The 25050-nt window shown below is 60.4% G+C and carries 24 protein-coding genes; 7 read left to right on the top strand and 17 right to left on the bottom strand.

The genetic code is table 11. From position 1 onward, the window contains the following. Window positions 1–104 precede the first annotated feature (104 nt). Window positions 105–1478 (top strand): TIGR03808 family TAT-translocated repetitive protein, encoded by a 1374-nt coding sequence (locus QA646_RS02845; RefSeq protein WP_283057473.1) that lies wholly within the window; start codon window positions 105–107, stop codon window positions 1476–1478. Window positions 1479–1483: 5 nt separating this feature from the next. Here the strand turns inward: QA646_RS02845 and QA646_RS02840 are convergent, their stop codons facing one another. From QA646_RS02840 to QA646_RS02810, 7 genes are all read right to left on the bottom strand, one after another. Then, window positions 1484–2266 carry a crotonase/enoyl-CoA hydratase family protein gene (locus QA646_RS02840; protein ID WP_283057472.1) on the bottom strand — a complete coding sequence of 261 codons (783 nt, stop codon included), beginning with the start codon at window positions 2264–2266 and terminating at the stop codon, window positions 1484–1486. Beyond that, the gene (locus QA646_RS02835) at window positions 2263–3132 is read right to left on the bottom strand and encodes a hydroxymethylglutaryl-CoA lyase (protein ID WP_283057471.1); all 870 of its coding nucleotides are present in this window, start codon (window positions 3130–3132) and stop codon (window positions 2263–2265) included. The genes QA646_RS02840 and QA646_RS02835 overlap by 4 nt, the downstream gene beginning before the upstream one ends. Beyond that, window positions 3129–5117: an acetyl/propionyl/methylcrotonyl-CoA carboxylase subunit alpha gene (locus QA646_RS02830; protein ID WP_283057469.1), complete on the bottom strand. Its 1989-nt coding sequence runs from the start codon at window positions 5115–5117 to the stop codon at window positions 3129–3131. The genes QA646_RS02835 and QA646_RS02830 overlap by 4 nt, the downstream gene beginning before the upstream one ends. A 9-nt stretch (window positions 5118–5126) precedes the next feature. Next, a complete protein-coding gene (locus tag QA646_RS02825; RefSeq protein WP_283057464.1) occupies window positions 5127–5510 on the bottom strand; it encodes a RidA family protein in 384 nt (127 codons plus the stop codon). Between the two features lie 10 nt (window positions 5511–5520). Beyond that, the gene (locus QA646_RS02820; protein WP_283057463.1) at window positions 5521–7128 is read right to left on the bottom strand and encodes a carboxyl transferase domain-containing protein; all 1608 of its coding nucleotides are present in this window, start codon (window positions 7126–7128) and stop codon (window positions 5521–5523) included. A 36-nt stretch (window positions 7129–7164) separates the two neighbouring features. After that, window positions 7165–8328 carry an isovaleryl-CoA dehydrogenase gene (locus QA646_RS02815; RefSeq protein WP_283057461.1) on the bottom strand — a complete coding sequence of 388 codons (1164 nt, stop codon included), beginning with the start codon at window positions 8326–8328 and terminating at the stop codon, window positions 7165–7167. Window positions 8329–8418: 90 nt separating this feature from the next. Beyond that, the gene (locus tag QA646_RS02810; RefSeq protein ID WP_283057460.1) at window positions 8419–11889 is read right to left on the bottom strand and encodes an indolepyruvate ferredoxin oxidoreductase family protein; all 3471 of its coding nucleotides are present in this window, start codon (window positions 11887–11889) and stop codon (window positions 8419–8421) included. Between the two features lie 302 nt (window positions 11890–12191). Between QA646_RS02810 and QA646_RS02805 the strand changes: the two genes are divergently transcribed. Then, window positions 12192–12851 carry a glutathione S-transferase family protein gene (locus tag QA646_RS02805; protein WP_283057459.1) on the top strand — a complete coding sequence of 220 codons (660 nt, stop codon included), beginning with the start codon at window positions 12192–12194 and terminating at the stop codon, window positions 12849–12851. A gap of 6 nt (window positions 12852–12857) precedes the next feature. Here the strand turns inward: QA646_RS02805 and QA646_RS02800 are convergent, their stop codons facing one another. Next, on the bottom strand, window positions 12858–13754 hold the full coding sequence (locus QA646_RS02800) for a LysR substrate-binding domain-containing protein (protein ID WP_283057458.1): 897 nt from the start codon (window positions 13752–13754) through the stop codon (window positions 12858–12860). 147 nt (window positions 13755–13901) lie between these two features. Here QA646_RS02800 and QA646_RS02795 point away from each other — a divergent pair, with 147 nt between their 5' ends. Then, on the top strand, window positions 13902–14087 hold the full coding sequence (locus QA646_RS02795) for a hypothetical protein (RefSeq protein WP_283057457.1): 186 nt from the start codon (window positions 13902–13904) through the stop codon (window positions 14085–14087). A gap of 27 nt (window positions 14088–14114) precedes the next feature. After that, window positions 14115–14477, top strand: coding sequence for an MmcQ/YjbR family DNA-binding protein (locus tag QA646_RS02790; RefSeq protein ID WP_283057456.1), 363 nt, complete (start codon window positions 14115–14117; stop codon window positions 14475–14477). Here QA646_RS02790 and QA646_RS02785 read toward each other — a convergent pair whose 3' ends face one another. Then, window positions 14478–15098, bottom strand: coding sequence for a glutathione S-transferase N-terminal domain-containing protein (locus QA646_RS02785; RefSeq protein ID WP_283057454.1), 621 nt, complete (start codon window positions 15096–15098; stop codon window positions 14478–14480). 176 nt (window positions 15099–15274) lie between these two features. Beyond that, window positions 15275–15631: a DUF4406 domain-containing protein gene (locus tag QA646_RS02780; RefSeq protein WP_283057453.1), complete on the bottom strand. Its 357-nt coding sequence runs from the start codon at window positions 15629–15631 to the stop codon at window positions 15275–15277. 121 nt (window positions 15632–15752) lie between these two features. Between QA646_RS02780 and QA646_RS02775 the strand changes: the two genes are divergently transcribed. Further along, window positions 15753–16514 (top strand): DeoR/GlpR family DNA-binding transcription regulator, encoded by a 762-nt coding sequence (locus QA646_RS02775; RefSeq protein WP_283058950.1) that lies wholly within the window; start codon window positions 15753–15755, stop codon window positions 16512–16514. A gap of 22 nt (window positions 16515–16536) precedes the next feature. Here the strand turns inward: QA646_RS02775 and QA646_RS02770 are convergent, their stop codons facing one another. Next, window positions 16537–17127, bottom strand: a complete 591-nt coding sequence (locus tag QA646_RS02770) for a phosphatase PAP2 family protein (protein ID WP_283057451.1) — start codon at window positions 17125–17127, stop codon at window positions 16537–16539. Between QA646_RS02770 and QA646_RS02765 the strand changes: the two genes are divergently transcribed. Further along, window positions 17126–17602 carry a DUF2127 domain-containing protein gene (locus QA646_RS02765; protein ID WP_283057446.1) on the top strand — a complete coding sequence of 159 codons (477 nt, stop codon included), beginning with the start codon at window positions 17126–17128 and terminating at the stop codon, window positions 17600–17602. The genes QA646_RS02770 and QA646_RS02765 overlap by 2 nt on opposite strands. A gap of 33 nt (window positions 17603–17635) precedes the next feature. Here QA646_RS02765 and QA646_RS02760 read toward each other — a convergent pair whose 3' ends face one another. Together QA646_RS02760 and QA646_RS02755 are read right to left on the bottom strand one after the other, a co-directional pair. Further along, complete coding sequence (locus QA646_RS02760; RefSeq protein WP_283057445.1) at window positions 17636–18643, bottom strand: asparaginase; 1008 nt, start codon at window positions 18641–18643, stop codon at window positions 17636–17638. Between the two features lie 110 nt (window positions 18644–18753). Next, window positions 18754–19377: a MarR family transcriptional regulator gene (locus QA646_RS02755; protein WP_283057444.1), complete on the bottom strand. Its 624-nt coding sequence runs from the start codon at window positions 19375–19377 to the stop codon at window positions 18754–18756. A 100-nt stretch (window positions 19378–19477) separates the two neighbouring features. Between QA646_RS02755 and QA646_RS02750 the strand changes: the two genes are divergently transcribed. After that, complete coding sequence (locus QA646_RS02750) at window positions 19478–20902, top strand: MFS transporter (protein WP_283057443.1); 1425 nt, start codon at window positions 19478–19480, stop codon at window positions 20900–20902. On the opposite strand, the gene QA646_RS02745 is transcribed toward QA646_RS02750, so the two are convergent. From QA646_RS02745 to QA646_RS02730, 4 genes are all read right to left on the bottom strand, one after another. Then, the gene (locus QA646_RS02745) at window positions 20883–21881 is read right to left on the bottom strand and encodes an NAD(P)H-quinone oxidoreductase (protein ID WP_283057442.1); all 999 of its coding nucleotides are present in this window, start codon (window positions 21879–21881) and stop codon (window positions 20883–20885) included. The two genes, QA646_RS02750 and QA646_RS02745, sit on opposite strands and share 20 nt — an antisense overlap. A gap of 79 nt (window positions 21882–21960) precedes the next feature. Next, window positions 21961–23766, bottom strand: a complete 1806-nt coding sequence (locus QA646_RS02740; protein ID WP_283057441.1) for an EAL domain-containing protein — start codon at window positions 23764–23766, stop codon at window positions 21961–21963. A gap of 201 nt (window positions 23767–23967) precedes the next feature. Further along, window positions 23968–24219, bottom strand: a complete 252-nt coding sequence (locus QA646_RS02735) for an amino acid ABC transporter (protein WP_283057440.1) — start codon at window positions 24217–24219, stop codon at window positions 23968–23970. A 235-nt stretch (window positions 24220–24454) separates the two neighbouring features. Continuing rightward, entirely contained in the window at window positions 24455–25000 is a 546-nt protein-coding gene (locus QA646_RS02730) for an HdeD family acid-resistance protein (protein WP_283057439.1), read from the bottom strand. Window positions 25001–25050: the final 50 nt, after the last annotated feature.

Here is a 25050-nt window from a genome sequence, read left to right as displayed (position 1 = left end):
ATAAGAGGCCGTTTCCCGCGAAAGCAGGCCTTTTCCGTGCCAAATCGAGACAGGCGCGCATGGCATGGTTCCTGCTTCTGCAAGGCTCATTTCAGGAGTCGACAATGGTCCAGCGCCGCGCGTTCATTGCCTATATCGCCGCCTCGGCTGCAACCGGCCTGTTCGCCCGAAGCGCCTTTTCCGCGCCGCTCGTCAAGATGGCCGGCGCCGAGATGCGCGGACCGATCGACGCCATCGCCTACAAGGCGACGCCGGGCACCAGCGACATCAGAAGCGGCAAGCTTCAAGCAATGATCGACAGTGCCGCCCGTGATAACGCGCCGGTCTTTCTGCCGCCCGGCAACTATGATGTCTCGAACCTCACATTGCCTGACAATACCCGCATCACCGGCATCCCCGGCGCTTCGCGGCTCGTCTATGGCGGCGAAGGCCATCTGATGAGCGCCGACAAGGCAAAACGCATCGAACTGTCCGGCCTCGTTCTCGATGGCGGCAACCGGTGGCTTGGAGACTATGCTGGCGGATTGCTGCAATTTACCGGCGTTGACCAGGTACTGATCGACAATTGCGAAATCGCCGGAAGCCGCAAACATGCGCTGCAACTGGAGCGCTGCGGCGGGCGGATCGAACGCAGCCGCATATCGGGCGCCGCCGAAGCCGGCCTCTATTCCGTCCAGTCGACTGGATTGACGATCACTGGCAATATGGTCGAGGATTGCGGCAATGGCGGCATCCTCATCCATCGCTGGGACAAGGGCGAAGACGGCAGCATCGTCACCGGCAACCACATCGCCCGCATCGGCGCCAATGATGGCGGCACCGGCCAAAACGGCAACGGCATCAATATTTTTCGTGCCAACGGCGTTTTGGTCTCCGGCAACCAAATAGCCGATTGCGCCTTCACCGCCGTACGTGCCAATTCGGCGTCCAACGTGCAGATCACCGGCAATCAATGCCTGCGCTCCGGCGAAACGGCGATCTTCTGCGAATTCGAGTTCGAAGGCGCCGTGGTCAGCAACAATCTCGTCGATGGCGCTGCAAATGGTATCGCGGTCGCCAATTTCGACAAGGGCGGGCGGCTTGCCAGCGTCACCGGTAACATCGTCCGCAACCTGTCCCTGACCGGCCCCTACCCTCAGGAAAGCGGCTTCGGCATCGGAATCTCGGCCGAAGCCGATACGCTGATTGCTTCGAACCTCATCGAAAACGCTCCGCTCTGGGGCCTGAAACTCGGCTGGGGCCCCTATCTCCGCAATGTCGTCGCCACCGGCAATATCATCCGCCAAGCGCCTATCGGCTGTGCCATCTCCGTTGCCGACGGTGCCGGCGCGGCCGTCATCTCCGACAATCTGTTCCAGCAAATCGAAAAAGGCGCAGTCGTCGGCTTTCGCTGGGGCAAACCGGCTTCGGGTGATTTGACGGCAACGGGGAGCGGAGAGTTTCCACAACTATCGATAGAGAAAAACAGGATGGCTTAAGCACCCTATCGCCAGCTCGGTTCCCGCCGCTCGAAGAAGGCCGTGACCCCTTCCCTTGCTTCCTCCGTCTCCCACGTGTCGGCCAGTTCCGTGATGACGCGATCGATAAGCTCATCGCTGATCGGCATGCCGAGAGAACGGGCCAGCGCCTTCGCCCGCGCAGCGGCCTGCGGCGAGGCGGCAAGGAGGTGGCGGATTTCGGATTCGATGGCCTCGTCGAGCGCCTCCTCCGGAACTACTCGGGACAAGAGGTCGGCGGCGTGGGCCTGCCAGGCGTCGATGACTTTGCCGGATAGGAAGAGCGGGCGAGCCTTGGCCTCGCCGATGCGGGCAATGACATAGGGGCTGATGGTGGCGGGAATGATGCCGAGGCGGACCTCCGTCAGGCCGAAGCGCGCAGTCGCGGCTGATATCGCCATATCGCAGATGCTGAGGATGCCGACGCCGCCGCCGAAGGCATTGCCATGCACGCGGGCGATCAGCGGCTTCGGCAATTCGTTCAGGGCCTTGAACATCATGGCAAGCCGCCGGGCTTCGACGATGCGTCCGGCACGGGTGGCATCGAACTGGGCGCGCATCCAACCGAGATCGCCGCCGGCGCAAAAGGTTGCGCCTTCGCCCGCAAGGACCACGACCCGCACGCTCGCATCCTTGCCAAGATCGTAAGCCGCCTCCGTCAGGGCATCGATCATCTCGGCCGACAGGGCGTTATGCTTTTCCGGGCGCGCCAAGGTCAGGCGGGCGACACCGCGTTCCTCGATGGCGATATGGATGGTTTGCGATGTCATGCGGGGCTCCTCAGGCTGCGGGCAAAGGCGGCGGCTTGGGCAAGCTTCTCCTCGCCAAGGCCGGTCTCGAAGCCGTGCAGTGCCAGATAGTGGTGAACCGCCACGGTATCGACGTTGCCTTTGGCGCCGGGGGCGAAAGGACAGCCGCCGAGACCACCGGCAGCGGCGTCGAATACCCTGAGGCCCCGATCCAGGGCGACGCCGATATTGTCCAATGCCCGGCCCGAAGTATCGTGAAAATGGCCGGCCAGCATGGCGGCGGGGAGATCGGCAAGTACGGCCTTCAGCATTCTATCCACGGCCTCTGGTTCACCCCTGCCGATCGTATCGCCGAGGCTGATCTCGTAGCAGCCCAGCTCGCGCAGTTGCCGCGCCACGCTTGCGGCATTCGCCGGCGGCACTGCGCCTTCATAGGGGCATTCGACCACGCAACTGACGTAGCCACGCAGCGGAATGCCGCGATCACGGCTCGCCGCCGCCACCGGTCGGAAACGCTCGATGCTTTCAGCGATGGTGCAGTTGATGTTGCGCATCGAAAAGCTTTCCGAGGCCGACGCGAAGATCGCCACCTCGTCGGCGCCTGCGGCAAACGCGGCCTCCAGCCCCTGCATGTTTGGCGTCAGCACCGCATAGCGGATGCCAGACTTGCGTTTGATCCCGGCCATGACAGCGGCGGCATCGGAGAGCTGCGGCACCCATTTCGGGCTGACGAAACTGGTGACCTCGATGCGCTCGAAACCGCAGTCGGAAAGCAGATCCACCAGCTTAATCTTGGTCTCCGTGTCGATCAGTCGCTTTTCATTCTGCAGGCCATCTCGCGGCGCCATTTCGACGATGGTGACGTGGTTGGAAGGGCGATCGGTCATTGCACGTCCTCCGGCCGGAGCGACAGCAGGACAGCGCTCTCGCTGGTCTGATCCCCTTCGCCAACATGCAGGCTCTCCACCACGCCGTCACGCGTCGCCGTCAAGGTCAGCTCCATCTTCATGGCTTCCATGACGATCAGCGCCTCTCCCTTGGCGACCATATCGCCTTCCTGCACCCGAACGATCTTGATGAGGCCGGGCATCGGCGCGATCAGCCGGTCGCTGCCGACCGCCTCTTCCTCAGCGCCATCCAGCGGGTCGGTCCGATGGAAATGATGGGTATGGCCATCGAGGAACAGCGTCGTGCTGTGCGGCATCTGGAAAAAGTCGGCACGCAACTGCCGGCCGTCGATCTCCATACGGTAACCATCGTCGTTGCGGCTGATGATGCGAACGGCGACTGCGCGATCATCGAAATGCGCAGAGAAGAGATTTTGTCCTTTCGCAGTCACGCGGCCGTTCGTATGGCCGCCGCTGTGATGCAAGGTGACAGGGCGGTTCACCTCGCCCCAAAGCTGCCAGACCCCAAGCGCCTGCCACGGGTCGCTCCCCGAGGATCGCGCCATGCCTGCCGCCTCGAAGATGGCGGCAATGGCAAGCGCGGTGTCGTCCGGCACCAGCGTTGCCGTCAGTATCTCCACCTCACGGTCGATCAGGCCCGTATCCGGATGGCCCGCAACGAAATCCGGCTGCTCACTCAATCGAACCAGGAAATCGAGATTGCTTGCCGTTCCGGCCGCCTGGGTATCCTGCAGCGCCCGCGTCAGCTTGGCGAGGGCCGCTTGGCGGGTTGGGGCATGGACGATGAGTTTGGCGATCAGCGGATCGTAATGCGGTGTGATGCTGTCGCTTTCGAGCACGCCGGTATCGATGCGGACATCACCATCCGGAAATCTGAGGCGCGAGAGCGTGCCGGTCACCGGCAGGAAACCCCGCGATGGGTCCTCGGCATAAAGTCGCGCCTCGAAGGCCCAGCCCTCAATAGCGAGTTCGTCTTGGGTCTTCGGCAAGGGTTCGCCGCCAGCAATCCGCAATTGCCATTCAACCAGATCCACGCCGGCTATCGCCTCGGTGACAGGGTGCTCGACCTGCAGGCGGGTATTCATTTCCATGAAGAAGAAGCGATCCGGCGACAGGCCGCCGGAGACATCGGCAATGAATTCCACCGTGCCGGCACCGCGGTAATCGATGGCACGCGCTGCGCGAACGGCAGCTTCGCCCATGGCACTGCGCATCTCCTCCGTCATGCCAGGCGCCGGTGCTTCCTCGATCACCTTCTGGTGCCGCCGTTGCAACGAACAATCGCGCTCGAAGAGATGCACGACATTGCCATGGCTGTCGCCGAAAACCTGGATTTCGATGTGACGGGGCCGGATCAGGTATTTTTCGATCAGCACGGCATCGTCGCCGAAGGCCGATTTCGCCTCGCGCCTTGCGGCCTCCAGCGAGGCCATAAAATCCTCCGGCCGGTCGACACGACGCATGCCCTTGCCGCCGCCGCCTGCCCGCGCCTTGATCAGAATGGGGAAGCCGATCTCCGCTGCCCGCTCCGCGAGGAAAGCCGTATCCTGTTTATCGCCATGATAGCCGGGAACGACAGGCACGCCGGCGCGCTCCATCAGCGCTTTGGCCGCATCCTTCAGGCCCATGGCGCGGATCGAAGCCGGAGATGGCCCAATAAAAATCAGTCCGGCGGCTTCGACAGCCTCTGCGAAATCGGCATTTTCCGAAAGGAAGCCATAGCCGGGGTGGATGGCCTCAGCGCCGGACCGCCGCGCGGCGGCTATGATCCTTTCCTTCGAAAGGTAGCTTTCGCTCGCAACAGCCGGGCCGATATAAATGGCCTCGTCGGCCAGCGCTACATGCAACGCATTTCGATCAACGTCGGAATAGACGGCGACCGTGCGGATGCCCATGCGCCTTGCCGTTCGGATGATCCGGCAGGCGATTTCTCCGCGATTGGCGATCAATATCTTCGAAAACATCGGCAAACCCTATTGCGCGGCGACAACCTCGACTTCGAGCAGCCATGCGGTGTCGAAAATGCCCGCTATCACCACCGTCATCGCTGGCGTAAGTGCGCCCAGATATTCGCTGCGGATTTCGCGGTTCTCTAGTGTGTGGTGACGATCGGCGAGATAGGTGGTGACTTTGACGATGTCAGCCTTGCTCATCCCCGCAGCCCTGAGTTGGGCGTCGACATTGAGCCAGACTTGACGCGCCTGCGCCTGAAAACCTTCGGGAAGCGCATCGTCTGAGGTCGTTGGAATCTGGCCGCTAACGAACAGCAATTTCTCGAAGTTCTCCAGTTTGACGGCCTGGGCATAGCCGCCGCGTGGCTGCGGTGCATTCATGGCATTGACGATATCGCGTTTCATCTCCATCTCCTCACATCCGGAACAGACCGAAGCGCGTGTCTTCGATCGGCGCGTTGAGCGCAGCGGAAAGCGACAGAGCCAGCACGTCGCGGCTCTTACGCGGGTCGATGATGCCGTCGTCCCAGAGACGCGCCGAGGCGTAGAGCGGATGGCTCTGGATTTCGAACATCTTCAAGGTCGGTTGCTTGAAGGCTGCTTCTTCTTCTTTCGTCCAAGGCTTGCCAGCACGCATTAGGGCCTCGCCGCGCACTGTCGCCAGCACGCCGGCCGCCTGCTCTCCGCCCATGACGGAGATGCGGCTATTGGGCCAGGTCCAGAGGAAGCGCGGCGAATAGGCACGGCCGGCCATACCGTAATTGCCGGCGCCGAAGGAGCCGCCGATCAGCATGGTGATCTTCGGCACTTTCGTCGTCGCCACCGCCGTCACCAGCTTGGCCCCGTGCTTGGCGATGCCTTCCGTCTCGTATTTCCGGCCGACCATGAAGCCGGTGATGTTCTGCAGGAAGGCCAGAGGGATTTTGCGCTGCGAGCAAAGCTCGACGAAATGCGCGCCCTTCAATGCCGATTCCGAAAACAGCACGCCATTGTTGGCGATGATACCGACGGGGATGCCGTGGATGTGAGCAAAACCGCAGACCAATGTGGCACCATAGCGCGCTTTGAATTCGTCAAAGCGTGAGCCGTCAATAATCCGGGCAATGATTTCACGGACATCGTAGGGCGTTCGCAAATCGGAGGGCACGATGCCGAGAATATCTTCCGGATCGTAAAGCGGCGGCTCCGGTGTGCGCAGCTCTACCGTCGTCGGTTTGTGGCGGTTGAGATTGGCAACGGCCTGCCGTGCCAAGGCAAGCGCATGGGCATCGTCGCGCGCCAGATGATCGGCGACGCCCGATAGACGCGTGTGCACATCGCCGCCGCCGAGATCTTCGGCAGAAACCATCTCGCCGGTCGCGGCTTTGACTAGCGGCGGCCCAGCGAGAAAGATCGTCCCCTGCCCTTCGACGATGATAGTCTCATCGGACATAGCCGGCACGTAAGCGCCCCCCGCCGTGCACGAACCCATCACCACGGCGATCTGCGGAATGCCCGCCGCCGACATATTGGCCTGATTGTAGAAGATGCGGCCGAAATGATCGCGGTCTGGGAAGACTTCGTCCTGGTTCGGCAGGTTGGCGCCGCCGGAATCCACCAGATAGAGGCAGGGAAGATTGTTTTCCGCCGCAATCTCTTGCGCCCGCAAATGCTTCTTCACCGTGATCGGATAATAGGTGCCGCCCTTCACGGTCGCGTCATTACAGACGATCATGCAGTCGCGGCCAGCAACGCGGCCGATGCCAGTGATCAAACCCGCTCCCGGCGCCTCATCGCCATACATGCCGTGCGCCGCCGTCGCGCCGATTTCAAGGAAGGGGGTTGCCGGATCGATCAGCCTCGCCACCCGGTCACGCGGCAGCAGCTTGCCACGGCTGACATGGCGCTCACGCGCCTGCGCACCGCCACCTTCCGCCGCCCGCAAGGCGGCCGCCTCGGCCAGCCCGATTGCCTCCATCATCGCGGCGCGATTGTCCCTGAAACGGTCCGAATGGGTTGAGACTTGGGATTTCAGGACGGTCATGCAGTGTCACCGAAAATTGGGGGTGAAATTTCAAAATCAGACAGTCTCGGCGAATAGCTCCCGCCCGATCAGCATGCGGCGGATTTCCGAGGTGCCGGCGCCGATTTCGTAAAGCTTGGCGTCACGCAGCAGCCGGCCGGCGGGGTAGTCGTTTGTGTAGCCATTGCCGCCGAGGGCCTGGATGCATTCGAGCGCCATAGCAGTCGCTTTCTCGGCAGCATAGAGAATGCAGCCTGCGGCGTCCTTGCGGTTCGTTTCGCCGCGATCGCAGGCGGCTGCGACGGCATAGACATAGGCGCGCGCGGCGTTCATGGTCACATACATGTCGGCAAGCTTGCCCTGCATGAGCTGGAATTCGCCGATCGGCTGGCCGAACTGCCTGCGTTCATGCAGATAAGGCAGCACCACATCCATGCAGGCGGCCATAATGCCCAGCGGGCCGCCCGACAAGACGACGCGCTCGTAGTCGAGACCGGACATCAGCACGCGAACACCGCCATCGACCTGCCCCAAGACATTCTCCGCCGGCACCTCGCAATCGATAAAAACCAGCTCCGAGGTGCTGGATCCGCGCATGCCGAGCTTGTCGAGTTTCTGGCCCACGGAGAAACCCTCGAAACCCTTCTCGACCAGGAAAGCGGTGATGCCGCGCGGGCCGGCCTCCGGCGAAGTCTTGGCATAGACGACCAGCACATCGGCATCCGGACCATTGGTGATCCACATCTTGCTGCCGTTCAAGACATAGCGATCACCGCGTTTTTGGGCGTGCAACTTCATCGACACCACGTCGGAACCGGAACCGGGTTCCGACATGGCGAGCGCACCGATATGCTCGCCAGAGATCAATTTGGGCAGGTAACGAACCTTCTGCTCGTCGGTGCCGTTGCGGTTGATTTGGTTGACGCAGAGATTGGAATGGGCGCCGTAGCTCAGACCAACAGAGGCCGAGGCGCGGCTGATCTCCTCCATCGCGACCGCATGCGCAACATAGCCGAGACCCGCGCCGCCATAGGCTTCATCGGCGGTGATGCCGAGCAGTCCGAGCTCGCCCATTTCCCGCCAGAGTTCCATCGGAAACCCATTGTTGCGGTCGAACTCGTCGGCAAGCGGCGCTATGCGCTGCCCCGCAAAGCGGCGCACGCTCTCGCGCAGCGCCTCGATCTCCTCCCCGAGCGCGAAGTTCAATCCCCCTGCAAACATTGCCTTCTCCTCCGCTTTTCCCAGTACATGACCCAGAACCGCTATGCGGCTTTTGGATTCATACTCTCTCCTCGCCCCTCTTCGAAACCATTACGCCGCATCGGCGGGAACCTGGAGCTTCTGCTCCAGTTCATAGCTCTTCAGCTTCTCGGCAATCTGCGCCGAGACCTTGCGGGCCGCCTCTTCCTTGATCGGCCCGAAGCCTCTGATTTCATCAAACAACGACAGGATGGCAAGAGCCTCCGTCTCATTGCCCGCACGCAAGCCATTGAGGACCCGGTCGGCAATCACCTCGTATTCGCCGATCAACCGGCGCTCCAGCCGGCGCTCCCGCATATAGCCGAAGGGATCGAACACAGTACCGCGCAGCCGTTTCATCCGTGCGAGCCTGCGCAGTAGCGGCAATATCCAGGGGCCGAATTCCCGTTTCTTCGGCCGGCCGTTCGGGCCTTTTCCGCCTAGCATTGGCGGAGCGAGATTGAAGGCCAGCTTGAAGTCGCCTTCCATCTCGTCTCGCAAATGCGCTTCGAAGGCCGGATCGGTCAATAGCCGCGCCACCTCATATTCGTCCTTATAGGCGAGCACCCGCGCATAGGTCGCGGCCACGGCGAAGGGCACCTTATCTGAAAGCCGCTCTCTCGCAGCCGCAGCTGTGGCGCGCTGGACGAAAGCGGCATAGCGATCGGCAAACGCGGCGTTCTGATAGACGGTCAGATGCGTCTTGCGGTGGGCGATCAGCTCAGCAAGGCTCATCTCCGCGAGCGTCTTGCCGGCATCGGGCTCCGTCATCTTCGCCTGAACGGCCTGCGGATCATGCGCCAGCAGTCGGCCCCAATAGAAGGCCGAGAGGCTGGCCTTGACGGCCACGCCGTTGAGCTCGATCGCCTTCTCGATGGCTTCCAGCGACAGCGGTAGCAAGCCGCGCTGCCAGGCAAAGCCGGTGAGAAGGATATTGGTCGACATGGCATCGCCGGTGACCTCGCTAGCCACATGAGCGAAATCAAGGAAGACGGATTTGTCGCTGACGGTCTTGGCGATGGTGTGCTGTACCGAGCCGATCTTGAAATCGAAGTCGCGGTTGCGAACGAAATCGGCGACCGGCATCAGGCCGGTATTGACGATGGCCGTCGTGCGGTTGGAGGCGCAAAGCGTAATCGCATCCTTGGAGGCACCGACCACCTCGTCGGCAGCGAGCAGCAGGTCGGCGCCGCCGTTGACGATGCGTGATGAGGTGACATCGGCCTCACTGTAGCCAATGCGCAGGTGGCTCATCACAGCGCCGCCCTTCTGTGCAAGCCCTGCCATGTCGAGGATCATCGGCACCTTGCCGTCGAGATGGGCAGCCATGCCGAGAATGGCGCCGATGGTCAGGATTCCCGTGCCGCCAATGCCGGCAATCGCGATGTTCCAGGGGCGCTCGCCGATGACGGGGACCTCGGGCATCGGGATCTCGGCGTCCGAATGCTCCAACGCCCCGCGCTTGCGGCGCTTGCCGCCATGCACGGTCACGAAAGAGGGGCAGAAGCCTTTGACGCAGGAGAAATCCTTGTTGCAGCTCGACTGGTTGATCTGCCGTTTGCGGCCGAACTCCGTCTCCAGCGGCTCTACGGAAATACAGTTGGATTGCACCGAACAATCACCGCAGCCTTCGCAGACGGCCGGGTTGATGAAGACACGCTTGGCCGGATCCTCCATAAGGCCGCGGCTCCGGCGACGACGCTTTTCGGCCGCGCAGGTCTGCACGTAGACGATGGCCGAGCAGCCCTCGGTCTCGCGCAGGATCAGCATCACCTGATCGATATTGTCGCGATGCAGGACGTTGACGCCGGGCGCCAGGTCCGATGCCGAATAGGCCGCGGGATTTTCCGAGAGCAGATAGATCGGCGAAACGCCCTCCCCGTGCAACTGTCGGGTCAAGAGCTGCGGCGTCAGATGGCCATCGATCGACTGGCCGCCGGTCATGGCGACGGCGTCGTTGTAGAGCAGCTTATAGGTGACGTTGACCTTGGCGGCGACGGACTGGCGGATGGCGAGGATGCCGGAATGGAAGTAGGTGCCGTCACCGAGATTGACGAACATGTGCTTCTCGTCGGTGTAGCGGGCGATCGCCGTCCAGGGCACGCCCTCGCCGCCCATCTGCGTGAAGGTCTGGGTGTTTCGGTCCATCCAGGTGACCATGTAGTGACAGCCGATGCCGGCCATGGCGCGGCTGCCTTCGGGGACGCGGGTGGATGTATTGTGCGGACAGCCGGAGCAGAAGAACGGCGTGCGGTTCAACGGCGCGATATGCGTGCGGCTGATCTGACCGCGCTCGGCGAGATAGGCGAGCTTGGCGGCGATCTGGTCGTGCAGGGAGGGATCGAGATCGAGCTTGACGATGCGCCCGGCAATGGCTCTCGCCACCGCGCCGACCGTCAGCGCCGCCGACAGGCTGAGATAAGGTTTGTCGTGTTCGTCGAATTTGCCGACGATGCGCGGGCGGACATCGGTGCGCCAGTTGAAGAGCTGCTGCTTGATCTGGTTTTCGATAATCTCGCGGCGTTCCTCGACGACGAGCACCTCGTCCAGCCCTTCGGAGAAATGCCGGACGGTCTCCGGCTCCAGCGGCCAGGGCATACGGACCTTCAGGATACGCAGGCCGATCGCCGCCATTTCCCTGGGTCCGATTTCCAGTTCTCGCAGCGCCTGCAATACGTCCTCATAGGCCTTGCCGGAGGAGATGATGCCGAAGCGGGCATTGGGCACATCATGGGTGATTTCATCGACGCGATTGGCGCGGGCAAAAGCGATGGCGGCATAGGCCTTGTAGTTTTGCAGACGATCGTCCTGTACCAGCGGCGGATCGGGCCAACGCAGATTCAGGCCACCGGGCGGCAACTCGAAATCGGTCGGCAACACGAATTGCCGCTTTTCGCCGGAGAGATCGACGGCAGCTGTCGTCTCGACGGTATCGGCGATGAATTTCATGCCGACCCAACAGCCAGAATAGCGCGACATGGCGATGCCAAGCAGGCCGTATTCGAGGAATTCGTGGATCGAAGACGGATAGATGACCGGAATGACCGCCGACATGAAATCATGATCGGTCTGGTGCGGGATCGTGGAGGATTTGGCGGAGTGATCGTCGCCGGCGAAACAGAGGACGCCGCCATGCTTCGACGTGCCGGCGGCGTTGCCGTGTTTCAGCACATCGCCCGAACGGTCGACACCGGGGCCCTTGCCGTACCAGATGCCGAGTACGCCGTCCTTGCGCACGCCGGGCGACAGACCGACTTGTTGCGTGCCCCAGATGGCTGTGGCTGCAAGGTCTTCGTTGATGCCTGGCTGAAAGGTGACGTCATATGCGTCAAGATAGGTCTTGGCTTTCAGAAGCTGTTGATCGTAGCCGCCGAGCGGCGAGCCGCGATAGCCGGAGATGAAGGCTGCGGTGTTAAGGCCGGCGGCGCGGTCGCGACGCATCTGGGTCATCGGCAGACGCACGAGGGTCTGCAGTCCGGTCATGAAGACTCGGCCTTCGCCTGCTGTATATTTGTCGTCAAGCGATACGCTGGTCGCTAGCATCTGCTCTCCTCCCGAGATCGCAGTCACCGATTGCGTAAGAATATCCTCACCGAATGCCTCCTACCGCATCGGCCCGCATCGGCGAAAATCTGGATCGATGTTAGCATGCACCATTGCTAATTTCCGAACGAAGGCGGTGCGCAACCGGCATGATTTGAAAAGATTGAAGGGCTCGGCGGATATTTTCGTGCTTGATCCTGTACACTCATCAAAAGCTTTCATTGCAGATATAAGCCGAAGCCTCTTCCGCTTGGCGACAACCGCCAATAACCTCGCTTCGACTCGATTTTTGGAGACCGACCATGCTGACAATTTACGGCGTCTATCGCTCACGCGCATCGCGCAACTATTGGATGGCGGAGGAGCTTGGCATCCCCTTTCAATCCGTGCCCGTGATACAGGCCAGCCGGCTCGAAAATCCGCTAAGCCCGGATGCGCCAGTCAATACGATGTCGGCCGAATTCCTGGCTGTGAATCCGATGGGCATGATCCCCGCCGTCAAGGACGGCGATCTCGTCCTGCATGAATCGCTCGCCATCAATCTCTATCTCGCCCGCAAGTATGGCGGACCGCTATCCGGGAAGACGGTGGAGGAAGAGGGGCTGCTCGGCATGTGGACCATGTGGGCAGCAACGGAGGTGGAGCCTTACTCCGTGGCCGTGGTGCGCATCTACGACCTCTCGCAGGAGAACACCGATGCCGGGAAGGCAGGGATCGCGGTTGCCTGCCGATCTCTGAAGCGACCGTTGGACGTGCTGGAAAAGCACCTGACGGGCCAGGATTACCTGCTGGGCGATCGCTTCACCGTCGCCGACCTCAATCTCGCGGAGGTGCTGCGCTACGTGCAGACCGAACAGGCATTGTTCGACAGCCATGCGAATGTGAAGACCTGGATCGAGCGCTGCCAGTCACGCGATGCCTATAAGGCGATGCAAGCGACGCGCGGCAGGGAGCCGGTGTGAGGCAGATCACCGAAAGAGCTTCATGCTCTCTTCCATCTCGTCACGCATCCAGGCCTTGAAGGCGGTGACTTTCTTGGTTTCCCGCACGCCTTCCGCCGTAATGAAATAATGGCCGAAACCGGTTTTGGCACGGATGCGGAAGGGATCGACGAGGCATTTCTGTTGCAGCGCATAGGCGGCCAGCGTCTGCCAGGCGAGCATCACGCCCTGGCCTGCCATGGCGGCGTCGAGGCAAAGCGAGGCATCGTTGAAGACATGCCGCTCTTCCATGCATTTGCCCGAGAGGCCGGCCTTGCTCAGCCAGACCTCCCACGTGAACATAGCCCTGCCGTCGATGACGGCGGGGACCTGCAGGAGATCGGCCGGCTCCTTCAATCGACTGGCGATCTGCGGCGTCACTACCGGGAAGACCTCCTGCTCCAGCAATAGCTCGGAATGGACATCTGCCCATTGGCCATCGCCCACACGGATCCCGATATCGACATCCGACGTCGCCGGATTGATGAGCTGCATGGTCGCATCGATACGCAGCCGGATATCCGGATGGCGCTTGGCGAAGCGGTCGAGCCGATGCACCAGCCAGCGGGCCGCCAGGACCGGCGCGACCGAGATGGTGAGAATATTGTCATCGCGATGCTGCGCGGCGGTCACCGCCGCCGACAATGCCTGAAAGCCCTCGCCGAGCCGCGCCAGAACCGAGATACCCGCCTCCGTCACCATCATGCCCTTCGGCGTGCGCTCGAAAACCGGCCGCCCCAACTGCGCCTCGGCCTTGATCACCTGCTGGCTGACGGCGCCGATAGTCACGCCGAGCTCATCGGCAGCCGCTTGCAACGAACCCAGCCGGCCCACGGCTTCCAGCGCCCGGAGGCCATTCAGATGAACGCTGTTGAGATTCTTCATATAGAATACCTATACCAGCGTACCGGCATTCTCAATTGAAAAGCTGCGCGGTGCGCGCGATCATTGCGGCATTGAACCACAACCGCCGCTGTCCTGTCGATTGATGCCCCACAGGCGCATCGTCGCGGAAGAGCGAGGAGGCATGTCATGTCGATACTGAAGCTTTTCTTCAATCGGCTGCTGGAAGAGGATTGCGAACAGGAAAGCGATCCGCTGCAGCACCCCATGCTCGCGGCCATGTCGCTGGAAGAACTGGCGGACCTGCCGCTCATGCCGGAAAATCTGGGGCGGCCTATGGACAAGCGAACCGTTCAGCCGGAAGAATGTGCGTAAGAGAGACCCTACTCCACTCGCGCAGACATGACGTCGAACATCGATATGGACGCTATCGTCGAACGACTGCAGCGGCTCATGGCCCAGGCGCCGCTGCCAGCCGTCGAGCCCGGCACGCATTACGGCCTGCCGGCTTTCAAGGTCGGCGGCAAGGCATTCGTGACGGTAAAGAACAACGAGACAATCGTGCTGGCGCTGCCGATCGACCGCAAGGAGCAGCTCATCGAGATGGCGCCGGAAATCTATTTTCAGTCGGATCACTATGTCGGCTGGCCGGCGCTGCCAATGCGTATCGCCGCCATCGGCGACGAAGAGCTGCTACTGCGGCTGATCGAGGCCTGGCGTTTTCGGGCGCCGAAAAAATTGCGGGCCGCCTTCGCCGCCGGTTGATCAAATCCGCTCGGCTGCGATGGCCCTTTGCACGGCGGGGCGCTCCAGCATGCGGGCGTGGTGGGCGCTGACCTTCTCAAAGCGGCTCGGATCGACGCTATCGCCCGGCAGCCAGTTTGTCAGCGTGAAGAGATAGCCGTCGGCGACAGTATATTGCTCGCCCATCACCCACGGCCCTTCCAGCATCGTCTCTTCGATCAGTGCGAAACACTCGCCCATATTCTGCGGCACCTTGGCCTTCATCGCTTCGATCGCCGCCGCATCGTCGGTCCAGCGATAGCCGCGCCCTTTGTGAGCGTGGTTCACGTGCACGGTCGAGGCGAGATAGCTGTTGAAGGCCTGCATGCGGGCAAAATCGAAAGGATCGTCGAGCGGCGCCAACCTGGCCGCCGGTGCGATCTGCGCAATATAGGCGAGGATCGCCACATTTTCCGTAATGATACCCCTGTCGGTCACCAGCGCCGGAACACGTCCTTTGGGATTGATCGCCAGATAGTCCGGCGAACGTTGTTCTCCGTTGGCAAAATTGAGGCGTCGCGGCTCGTAAGCAAGACCAGACTCTTCAAGCGCTATCAGACTGGCAAGCGCACAACTGCCCGCTGCGAAATACAAACTCAGCATATCCGTTTCCTCCGCTCGATTTCATCTGACGTTAACGGCGACCGAGGAAATACGGAAGTGGCTGGCACCGATATAGATTATGAAAGCTTTTGATGGATGTAGCCGGCGCATCGCCCTTATGGGAGTGCACAGACTAGGAGTCAGCGCCACACCATAAGGGCTGGATGGCCAGTCCGTCATGCGCAACCTGGCACATCCTCCAGCCGATACCAGACGGGAATGCCGCGTTCGCCGGCGATGCGGACGTCGTTGTCGGCTCCCTTGGACTCACCCGGAAGCCTGAGAACGCCCTCGCATAATTGCAGCAATCGGCCTGCCGTCGGGTGGAATATCTCTTCGTAGAGATCGTCGCCGATGCGCTTCCCGCCGGCGGCGTGCCAGACCGGCAGGGCGACCCACTCGCCGATCATCGGCAGATGCCCTGCCTTGAACAACGCATAGGACGGCTCTTCCAGCCGCTTGAGATTCTCCGCCATTTTTTGGGGATCGTCTCCGGTTCCCGAACGATAGGGTCCGGCAATCAAGATCAACATGTCACATCTCCTCTTCTCTGCATCATGCAGGAATGTGCACGAATATGCGTTAAATTTCTTGAATGTCGACTCCATTTTGATAAATTCACGATATTTCATGAATTATCGTGCAGAGACAGGCATGCTTACAGGCCAGAGAAAGACGCTCATCCTCGATATACTGCGGCGCGACGGCCAGGTGGTCGCAAAGAGGATCGCAGATGATTTCGGCGTGTCCGAAGACACGATCCGCAGGGATCTGCGCGAAATGGCAGCGGAAGGATTGCTGAAACGCGTGCACGGCGGCGCGCTGCCGCTCGCACCGGAGCTACCGGATTTCTCAGCACGAAGAGGCGTGTCGCCGGATGTGAAGCGGCAACTCGGTGCCTTTGCTGCGAGGATGGTTCAACCGAGACGAACGGTGTTTCTCGACGGCGGAACAACGACTGCGGAAATCGCCCGCCATCTTACGAGGAGCTTTGCCTTCACCGTCGTCACGCATAGCCCGACGATCGCGGCCGAGCTGGAACATCATCCGACAGCCGACGTGATCCTGATCGGTGGCAAGCTCTACAAGCACTCGATGGTGGCGACGGGCGCGGCGGCAATGGCGGCAATCTCGCTGGTGCGGCCGGATATCTTCTTCCTTGGCGTCACTGCTGCTCACCCCGTCCATGGCCTTTCGACCGGCGATTTCGAGGAGGCGGCCATCAAGCGGCATATCGCGCAATGCTCGGCGGAAACCTATGTGATGGTGACCCAGGAAAAGCTGGATGCCGCCTCCCCATGCCATATTCTGCCCATCACGGCGGTTTCGGGCATGATCGTGCCGTCGGATATCACGGAAGCAAACCTGGCGCCCTATCGGAGCGCGCAGATTCCTATCTTCACTGCCAGCGACTGAAGTGGCCGCGAGATAGATGCATTCAAAGCAGGCCGGTGATCCACCGGTCCAGCTTCGAATCTTCGCGATAAGCCATGTTTATGACAGCCGCCGAAACGATGGCAGTCGCGATGCCGCCGAGAATGTCGGTGATATAGTGTGTCCCGACATAGATTCTGGACAGACAGATCAACATAGCGACAACGAAGAAGGCCATTCCTCTCCGCCACAGGCCACACAACAGGAAAGCCGCAACAATGGAGAACGTCGCGGTCGCGTGATCGGATGGAAACGACCAGTCGGCAGAGCGATCGATAATCAGTTGGGTGAGACCCGCATCATAGGGGCGAATCCGGTGCACGAAAAGCAGGATGATTTGATTGACGCCTAGCCCGACTAGAAAAGACAACCCCGCCACAATACAGGTATGCCGCACATGGCTTTGAGAGGCGCGCCCGCTCCACCATTGCAGCACAACCGCCAAAATGAGAAGCGGAACCCCGAACTGCGTTATCATGATCATGATCCGGTCCAACATCGGACTTGTGCCGGCGAAACTATTGATCCATTGCGTGATTGCTTGATCCATGTGGTCATTCATCCAAAGCTGTTGGGAAGGATTGCGATCGAGCATGAATGAACGCCGGATTCATCAGCTCTTTGAGATCAGTGTGCTCTTGAAGGGCGCCCATGCGCTCATCGAATGTATTGGAGGAATAGTGCTTGCGATGGTGAGTACCGCCTCGGTTGCTCATCTCGTGAATGCGCTCACCCAAGAGGAATTGATCGGAGATCCAAAAGACTTCATCGCCACTCACCTTCTCGCCTGGTCGCACGACTTCTCCCTCGCGACCAAGAACTTCTACGCCTACTATCTCCTGAGCCACGGTCTGGTGAAAGTGCTGCTCGTCATCGGCCTTCTCAGGGGCAAGCTATGGGCATATCCGGCATCTTTGGCGGCTTTGGGGCTTTTTATCGCCTATCAGCTCTACCGTTTCATCGACACGCATAGCGTCGGGCTTCTGGTGCTGACCGCTTTCGACCTGGTCGTCATGGGCTTGATCTGGCACGAGTACAGGCTCGTGCGGCAGCATCTGCCGACAAGGTGATAAAGAGACACCGGATAAACAGGGATCGGTATTCTATGCCGTCAGCGCGGCCGCCGCTCTGATATCGCCGACATGGATGCCGTTCCAGTTGCTCATCGCCTTGTTGGCCATCTCCGTCAGATCGGCATGGACCTCACTGCCCTTTTCAAAGAAGCGGGCGAGCGCGGCTGCAACCATGGTTTCGGCGGCGCGGGCACTGCCATCATCGCATTTGACCGCAATCGCGACGCCCTGTTCAGGGATTGCAGCGCAGAAGACGCCCTCGGCACCGGTCTTGGCGAAGATGCGGCCGGGGGCGATCTGCATGAGCTTGGTGCAGGCGCGGCCGGTGCCGGCAACGTAGAAGGGCTCGGCCATGCAGGCTTCGAAGAGGCGGCGCGAGGCCTTGGCACGTATCGGTTCCAGGCCATTACCGGTTGCCATCTTGGCGAAGCCATGCGCCAGGCTTCTGAGCGGCACAGCGTAATTCGGGATCGAGCAACCATCGGTGCCGCAATTGTCGTGACCAAGCGGCGTTCCAGTCAGGCTTTGCATCGTCGCGCGGATCTGCTGCTGCAGCGGATGGCCGTAGCCGACATAGCCTTTGGGATCGATGTCCTGATGGCAGCAGGCGCAAACGAAGCCGGAATGCTTGCCGGAGCAATTGTTGTGCAGCGCCGTCGGCTTTCCGACTGTCCGCGCCTGGTGGATGAGCGTCTTCTGATCGGAAGACCAATGTGCGCCGCATTCCAGTGTGCTGACATCTCGGCCGGCGCGGGCGAGCATGGAAGCAGCCAGTGCCACATGCGCGTCTTCACCGCTGTGCGAGGAGCAGGCCAGCGCCAATTCCATGTTACCGAAGCCATAGGCATCCGCGGCACCGCTTTCAACCAGCGGCAAAGCCTGCATCGCCTTGCAGGCTGAGCGCGGAAACACTCCACTCTCGATGTCGCCGAGCGACAGCACCAACTTGCCATCGCCATCGACGACCGCGACCGAACCGCGATGGCGGCTTTCAACGAGATTTCCACGGGTAACTTCGACACAGACGGGATTGGACATGATGGAAAAGCGCTCTTTGATTTGCGAGATAACCAGTGATAGCCGGTGAGCGGGGGATTGCCAACCGGCTCAAGAATCTATGGCAACGGTAGCCACATAGTCATTTCGCTTCAGATCGCTCGAATCCGATAGGCGCAACGGCGCGCGCCGAGAAGAATATGCTCCTCGCGTTCCACGCTTGCCCTAAGTGTCGCGCGAAACGTCTCGAGTTCAGACCGACAGAAACCGGCGCATACGGTCGCCGCAGCGCAGATCGGGCAGTGGTTCTCCACCAGTACAAGCGAACCGTCCTCTTCCTGCCAATGATCCGCCATATAGCCCTCGCGCGTGCGGATGGCGGCAAGTGTCGCGACACGTGATGGCAGGTCGGCGGTAAGGTCGATCTCGCTGTGATAGCGCTTGAGCGTCTCCGTTTCGCGGGCGGAAATGACCGTATCGACAGCACTCTGCCCTAACTGCTCGGCCATGGTCGTCAGAAGCGTCGCCGTCAGGTCGGCATGGCCATCGGGAAACTGGCGGTTGCCGGCCGCCGTCAGGTGCCAGAACTGCCGCGGCCGCCCCCTGCCCGATGCGGCTTCCGTCACCGGCTCAACCAAGCCCTCCTCTCCCATCTTCGTCAATTGCTGGCGCGCCGCTTCCGACGATATGCCGAGCGCACTGCCGATCGTCGATGCGAGCTGCGGACCCTCGGTTTTCAACAGGATCAGAATGCGATTGACCGGCGACTGACGCATTTTTCCAAGTTTTCTCTTGTTTTAATTTTGGCTCGATGTAATTTCCAACTTATAACTTGGAAAATAATTAATCGCTAGGGAAAATGCCGGGGATCATCCGATGTCGAGTATCCAAAATGCAGATACGTCCCACTCCACCTCCATCTTTACCCTCTTCTCACCCCAGCTTCTGCCGGCAACCTTGATGCTCGGCGGTGGCGTCGTCCTCTATGCCGTCGAGTCCTACATCACCGCGACGATCGCGCCGTCCGTCGTTCGCGATATCGGCGGCCTTGAGCTATTTTCCTGGATGACCACGCTGTTCGTCGCGGCCGGCGTTCTCGGCTCGATCACCGTTGCGACACGGCCGAGAGGCATAGGCCTGCGGGCGGTCTATATCGCGGCAGCGCTGATATTCGGCGCGGGGAACCTGATCTGCGCCATGGCACCCACGATAGAGGTCGTGCTTGCCGGACGCGCCGTACAAGGCTTCGGCGCCGGCATGCTGGGTGCGCTTGGCTATGCTTTCATCCGTTTCGTCTATCCAGAGCCGCTATGGCGGAAAGCGTCGACGCTTTACGCCGCCATATGGGGTGTCGCGACGGTGCTCGGGCCGACATTGGGTGGGCTGTTTTCCCAAGGCAGCGCCTGGCGCGAGGCCTTCGTCATTCTCGTGCCGCTGGCATGCCTCATGGCCCTCTCGGCCCGGTGGCTGCTGCCGCGCGTCGAGGATGATCGAGCGCAACAGAAGACGCCGTTCCTTCAGATTGCCCTTCTGCTTGGCGCGGTCTTGTTGGTAAGCCTCGCCGGAACCACCGGAAATATGTCGAGCAAGATCATACTCATCGCCATTTCAATAGCGTCCGTTTCCGCCATGCTCACCGTCGAACGAAAAAGCGCTAGCCGGCTTCTGCCGCAGGGTGCGGTCATGCTCAGCCGGCCGATATCCCGACTCTATCTGACGATGTTCACGATGATGATGGTGCTGACCAGCGATATCTATATTCCGTATTTCCTTCAGACGCTCCATGGCGTCGCACCCTTGGTTTCGGGCTATCTGGTCGCTTTGGTCGCGCTGGGTTGGACTTTCGCGGCCTTTCTCAGCGCGCCGTTTTCCGGAAAGCGGGCGAGTGCGGCAATCATCGTGGGCTGCATACTTGAAGCTGCGGCCACCGCATCACTCATCCCATTTCTGGCGAGAGACAATCCGTCCGGCGATCTTGTTCTGCTCGGCCCGGCTATCGTCGCCATGTTCCTGATGGGTTTCGGCGTCGGTCTCGGCTGGGCGCATCTGGTGACCAAGGTCATCGGTCTTGTCGGCCCTGCCGAGCAAGACAAGGCGTCGGCCGCCATTTCGACGGTTCAGTCGCTGGGTGGCGCCTTCGGCTCTTCGCTTGCTGGCGTCATCGTCAACGGCGCCGGTCTTGCCGATCCAGGCGGCGTCTCTGGCGGCCTGTCGGCCGCCACATGGCTCTATGCGCTGATGGCCCTGCCCGGCCTTGTCGCCATTGCGATGTCGCTAACCCTCAAGCGAGCTTCAGCATGATCTTGCCGATATGATTGCCGGTTTCCATGAGCTTGTGCGCTTCGATGACGTCCTCGAACGCAAATGTGCGGTAGATGACGGGCGCGAGAGTGCCTTCGTCGAGCAACGGCCAGACCTGGGAAAGGAGATCGTCGCGGATGGCGCGTTTTTCTTCCGCCGTGCGCGGGCGCATGGTCGATCCCGTTACCGTCAGGCGCTTGACCATGATCGGCTGCAGGTTGGCCTTTTCGACCACCGCACCGCCGAGGAAGGCGATGATCGACAGGCAGCCGTCCTTGGCGAGCGAGGTAAGGTTCTTCTCGAAATAAGCGGCGCCGATCATATCGAGAACGGCATCGACCCCATGGCCGGTTTCCGCCTTGATGACCTCGGCAAAGTCCTCCTCTTTATAATTGATGGCCCGCTTGGCGCCGAGCTTCTCGCAGGCTTCGCATTTCTCCTTCGAGCCGGCGGTGGCATAGACGGTGGCGCCGAAGGCTTTGGCAAGCTGGATTGCTGTGGTGCCGATGCCGCTGGAACCGCCATGGATCAAGACGCTTTCGCCTTCGGTGAGGCCGGCCATCTGGAAGAGATTGGCCCAAACAGTGAAGAACGTCTCGGGCAGTGCTGCCGCGCGAACGGCGTCGTAGCCATTCGGAAATCGCAAGGCTTGGCCAGCGGGGAGAACACAATATTCGGCATAAGCGCCGCCATTGGCGAGGCCGCAAACCTTGTTGCCGATGGCAAATTCCGTAACGCCGCGCGCGACATCGACAACTTCGCCGGCGATTTCCAGGCCAAGTATCTGGCTTGCGTCCTTTGGGGGCGGATAGGTGCCCTGGCGCTGGGCTACATCCGGCCGGTTGACGCCGGCCGCCTCGACGCGAACGAGGATTTCACCGTCCTTGAGCACCGGCAGCGGTCTGCGGGCGATCGTCATCACCTCGGGAGCGCCGAAGGACGGCAAATCCACAAAACGCATTTCAGACGGCAAGGGCATGACTCACTCTCCTCTCCCAGCAAAGCAATGGAGATAGTTTAGCGCATGCCGATTGAAAAGAAGCCGGTATAGGAGGGCGTCAATTCGTCTCGCCCAGGCTCAGGAAGGCAATGCCGGTTTCGTCTTCCTTCGCCCTTGTTTTGATGCCGGCGATCGAGGTGCTGACGCGATTGATATTGTCGATCACCAGCCCTTCAGGCAGTTCGAGAATGCCGATGGAGCAACGCATCAGCGGAAACAGCGCTTCCGCGCCGCTGCGATCGTGCCCGCGGATGCGGCCGGCGGCGCGGTCTTCCGCCGAATACAATTCCAGGACCTCGGCGTGGAAATCTGCAAGCAGCCGGTCCAGAGCTTCCCGTAGTTCCTCAACACGCCAACCGGTCACGCCGATGAAGAAATCATCGCCGCCGACATGACCAAGGAAATGGCGCTCGGCAAAGAAATAACGCCGCATAAGCCCCGCAAACAGCGAAATGGCATGGTCGCCGAGATGGAAGCCGTAGGCATCGTTGAACGGTTTGAAATTGTCGAAATCGCAATAGCAGAAATGCCGGATCTCGTCGCCGTCGCGCCCGGCATTCTGCATGAAATCATGGATGGCGCGATTGCCCGGCAGGCCGGTCAGCGGGTTCTGATCCTGCGCGATCTTGAGCTGCTTTTCGTTGATGACCTTGATCAGCGAGGCCGCCGAGACGATGCCGGCATAATGCGTGCCCTCGGTGACGATCAGGCAATCGCTGCTTTCCATATTGGCGAAGATCGTCATCAGCGTATCGGCGTCGGAATCCAGCCCGACGATCGGCGCCATCCCGACGAAATGCGAGATCGAACGTTCGTAGACCTTGTTCTTCAACAGGTCGCGGCCGAAGGGCTGGTAGATATATTCCTTGAGCCTGTATTCATGGATGATGCCGCGCGGCTCGCCATTGGCGTTGACGACCGGGAAATAGGCACGCCGCGGATTGCGGCGGAAGAGTTCGAAAACGCTGTCGATACTGTCATTGTCACGGATGGTCGGCAATACTTCGATCTGCTTGCGGATGAGGATTTCATCCAGCGATTGGCTGTTGCGGGCCATTTTGCCGAGATCCTGCAGATGCGGAAAGCCGGGTTTCAGCTCGTTGATCAGCGTCGTCGGACGGGCAATGAACCAGCCCTGGACGAGATCGACACCGAATTCGCGGCAGATCAGGAACTCCGCCTCGGTCTCGATGCCTTCAGCGATGACGCGCGTGCCAAGGACATGGGCGATATGGACCAGGTTTCTGAGAATATGGCGTTTGCGGGCGTTGCGATCGATATTGGAGACGAAATGCCGGTCGATCTTCAGATAGTCGACCGGATAGTCCGATAGCAGCTTCATTTCGCCGTGACCGACACCGAAATCATCGATCGCCAGCTTGAAGCCGGCACCGCGCATTTTGGCAACCAGATCGCAGAATTCCGGCACGCTGGTATTGTCGAAGCGCTCGGAAAATTCGAAGCAGACGGAGGACGGCCCGATGCCGGCCTTCTTCATGTGTTGCAGCAAACCGTCGACCAGCATTTCGCCCTGCGGGATCAGCCGGACGTCGAGATTGAGGAAGAGGGTCGCGGTTCTCGTATTGGCAAGGGTCGCAAATTTCGCCAGCGCCCGGCTCATTATCATCTGTTCCAGTCCCAAGAGCTGGCCGGTGCGCTCGGCTTCATCGAGGATTTGGATCGGGCTGTCGAAGCCGATGCGTTCTTGCCCGCGCATCAAGGACTCATAACCGAAAACCGTGCCGGTACCCACCTCGACGATCGGCTGGAAAGCATTTTCGATAACGAGTTTAGCAAGCGTGACAATCTGGTCGCTGGCATACCGGCGCAATACGCCCGGCTCGATGGCGGCGGTCAGGGACATGCCCATCTCCACTTAAGAATTTTTGATCTAAGTTTTTGAGTAAACTTGGATTTGGCGCGTTTTCGGCCCAAGATGCGTCACAAGCGTCAAGGAAATCTTTCCCGGATGTGAAAGTTTCGTGAATGGTTAAAGGGCATTAACCATAAGCCGCCCCGAGGCAGGGCGGCCCGACTATGTTATGACAGTTGCTGCGTTCGCCGCTCAGTTGTGCCGGCGTTTTTCCGCCTCGTAATCAGCAAACATGTCGGCAACGCAGCGGCTGCTCTTCGCCACACTTTCAGGATCATTGGCTGCGCGGGGCACATCGCAGATCTCACCGCGCTTGCGAGCGGCATCCCACATGCGCAAAGCCTCGCGCACAACTTCGCTGCTCGAAGCATATGTTCCCGTGTCGACGGCGGCGCGGATGCCCGCAGCCTGAAGCGGAGATATGGAAACCGTTACCATCGGCATGATATTTCTCCCTTTTTAGTTCTTAAGAAAAAACTGTTTGCTGGAGATATATTCGAATGTATGTCGTCGGAGCTTCGAAGGTGCGTCTTGATGGACGCGTACGCTCAGATAACTGCGCCTGCCGTTACGTCAGCCAGCGCCACTCCGTCCTCCGCAGAGCCTTTCAAACAGTAACGCCGCTCACGCCTCTTGTCAAAAAGTAGTAGTTCGTTACTCCTCTTCTTACCCGCCGCTACTACCTGAGAGCGAAGCCGAAAGCCATCAGCGTCCAACCTTGAAAAATCAGGTCGACCGCCAGGAACATGCCGAGCACCCAGAGACTGTTGACGGGCCAACCGACAGCGATGGCAATGCCGGCGAGTGCCGTCACCACCCCGCCGATGACAATCCATACCCAACCCCGTTCCGGCTTTACCTTGCGGCCGACCCAGACACGAAACGTACCCGCAATGAGCAATGCGACGGCAAGAAACAGCGTCAGCGCTTCGGAGGCGAGCAAGGGATTGGCGAAGGCAAGAATGCCGGCGAGCGTATAGAGCAGGCCGCTCAGCACCCAGAACAGAATATGCTCCCATCCACGGACCTGAAAGGCGTGTGCCAGGTGAATGACCCCGCCGATCAGCATCAGCAGGCCGATGTAATAGATCGATACGATCGTGGCGATGAAAAGATTGCCGAGTGCGATCCCGCCGCAAATCAGCAGGAATATACCGAGCGCAACGAACCATCCCCACTTGTCCCGCATGGCGGATGGCGGAACTTCATCCAGAGCGTTGACCATGACTGCACCTCCTGGTTCCCGGGGCATGATACAGGATGTATCTCGGAAAT

Source organism: Rhizobium sp. CB3090, assembly GCF_029714285.1.
Lineage (GTDB): Bacteria > Pseudomonadota > Alphaproteobacteria > Rhizobiales > Rhizobiaceae > Rhizobium.
This window is presented reverse-complemented; position numbering and strand designations above follow the sequence as displayed.

Excerpts from the sequence above, each read along its gene's own strand:
- QA646_RS02750 (WP_283057443.1), top strand. The coding sequence starts at position 19,478 with ATGTCGAGTATCCAAAATGCAGATACGTCCCACTCCACCTCCATCTTT.
- QA646_RS02740 (WP_283057441.1), bottom strand. The coding sequence starts at position 23,766 with ATGTCCCTGACCGCCGCCATCGAGCCGGGCGTATTGCGCCGGTATGCC.
- QA646_RS02820 (WP_283057463.1), bottom strand. The coding sequence starts at position 7,128 with ATGACCGTCCTGAAATCCCAAGTCTCAACCCATTCGGACCGTTTCAGG.
- QA646_RS02805 (WP_283057459.1), top strand. The coding sequence starts at position 12,192 with ATGCTGACAATTTACGGCGTCTATCGCTCACGCGCATCGCGCAACTAT.
- QA646_RS02760 (WP_283057445.1), bottom strand. The coding sequence starts at position 18,643 with ATGTCCAATCCCGTCTGTGTCGAAGTTACCCGTGGAAATCTCGTTGAA.
- QA646_RS02800 (WP_283057458.1), bottom strand. The coding sequence starts at position 13,754 with ATGAAGAATCTCAACAGCGTTCATCTGAATGGCCTCCGGGCGCTGGAA.
- QA646_RS02845 (WP_283057473.1), top strand. The coding sequence starts at position 105 with ATGGTCCAGCGCCGCGCGTTCATTGCCTATATCGCCGCCTCGGCTGCA.
- QA646_RS02835 (WP_283057471.1), bottom strand. The coding sequence starts at position 3,132 with ATGACCGATCGCCCTTCCAACCACGTCACCATCGTCGAAATGGCGCCG.
- QA646_RS02745 (WP_283057442.1), bottom strand. The coding sequence starts at position 21,881 with ATGCCCTTGCCGTCTGAAATGCGTTTTGTGGATTTGCCGTCCTTCGGC.
- QA646_RS02735 (WP_283057440.1), bottom strand. The coding sequence starts at position 24,219 with ATGCCGATGGTAACGGTTTCCATATCTCCGCTTCAGGCTGCGGGCATC.
- QA646_RS02730 (WP_283057439.1), bottom strand. The coding sequence starts at position 25,000 with ATGGTCAACGCTCTGGATGAAGTTCCGCCATCCGCCATGCGGGACAAG.
- QA646_RS02810 (WP_283057460.1), bottom strand. The coding sequence starts at position 11,889 with ATGCTAGCGACCAGCGTATCGCTTGACGACAAATATACAGCAGGCGAA.
- QA646_RS02840 (WP_283057472.1), bottom strand. The coding sequence starts at position 2,266 with ATGACATCGCAAACCATCCATATCGCCATCGAGGAACGCGGTGTCGCC.
- QA646_RS02795 (WP_283057457.1), top strand. The coding sequence starts at position 13,902 with ATGTCGATACTGAAGCTTTTCTTCAATCGGCTGCTGGAAGAGGATTGC.
- QA646_RS02785 (WP_283057454.1), bottom strand. The coding sequence starts at position 15,098 with ATGCTGAGTTTGTATTTCGCAGCGGGCAGTTGTGCGCTTGCCAGTCTG.
- QA646_RS02775 (WP_283058950.1), top strand. The coding sequence starts at position 15,753 with ATGCTTACAGGCCAGAGAAAGACGCTCATCCTCGATATACTGCGGCGC.
- QA646_RS02780 (WP_283057453.1), bottom strand. The coding sequence starts at position 15,631 with ATGTTGATCTTGATTGCCGGACCCTATCGTTCGGGAACCGGAGACGAT.
- QA646_RS02815 (WP_283057461.1), bottom strand. The coding sequence starts at position 8,328 with ATGTTTGCAGGGGGATTGAACTTCGCGCTCGGGGAGGAGATCGAGGCG.
- QA646_RS02765 (WP_283057446.1), top strand. The coding sequence starts at position 17,126 with ATGAATGAACGCCGGATTCATCAGCTCTTTGAGATCAGTGTGCTCTTG.
- QA646_RS02790 (WP_283057456.1), top strand. The coding sequence starts at position 14,115 with ATGACGTCGAACATCGATATGGACGCTATCGTCGAACGACTGCAGCGG.
- QA646_RS02830 (WP_283057469.1), bottom strand. The coding sequence starts at position 5,117 with ATGTTTTCGAAGATATTGATCGCCAATCGCGGAGAAATCGCCTGCCGG.
- QA646_RS02755 (WP_283057444.1), bottom strand. The coding sequence starts at position 19,377 with ATGCGTCAGTCGCCGGTCAATCGCATTCTGATCCTGTTGAAAACCGAG.
- QA646_RS02770 (WP_283057451.1), bottom strand. The coding sequence starts at position 17,127 with ATGCTCGATCGCAATCCTTCCCAACAGCTTTGGATGAATGACCACATG.
- QA646_RS02825 (WP_283057464.1), bottom strand. The coding sequence starts at position 5,510 with ATGAAACGCGATATCGTCAATGCCATGAATGCACCGCAGCCACGCGGC.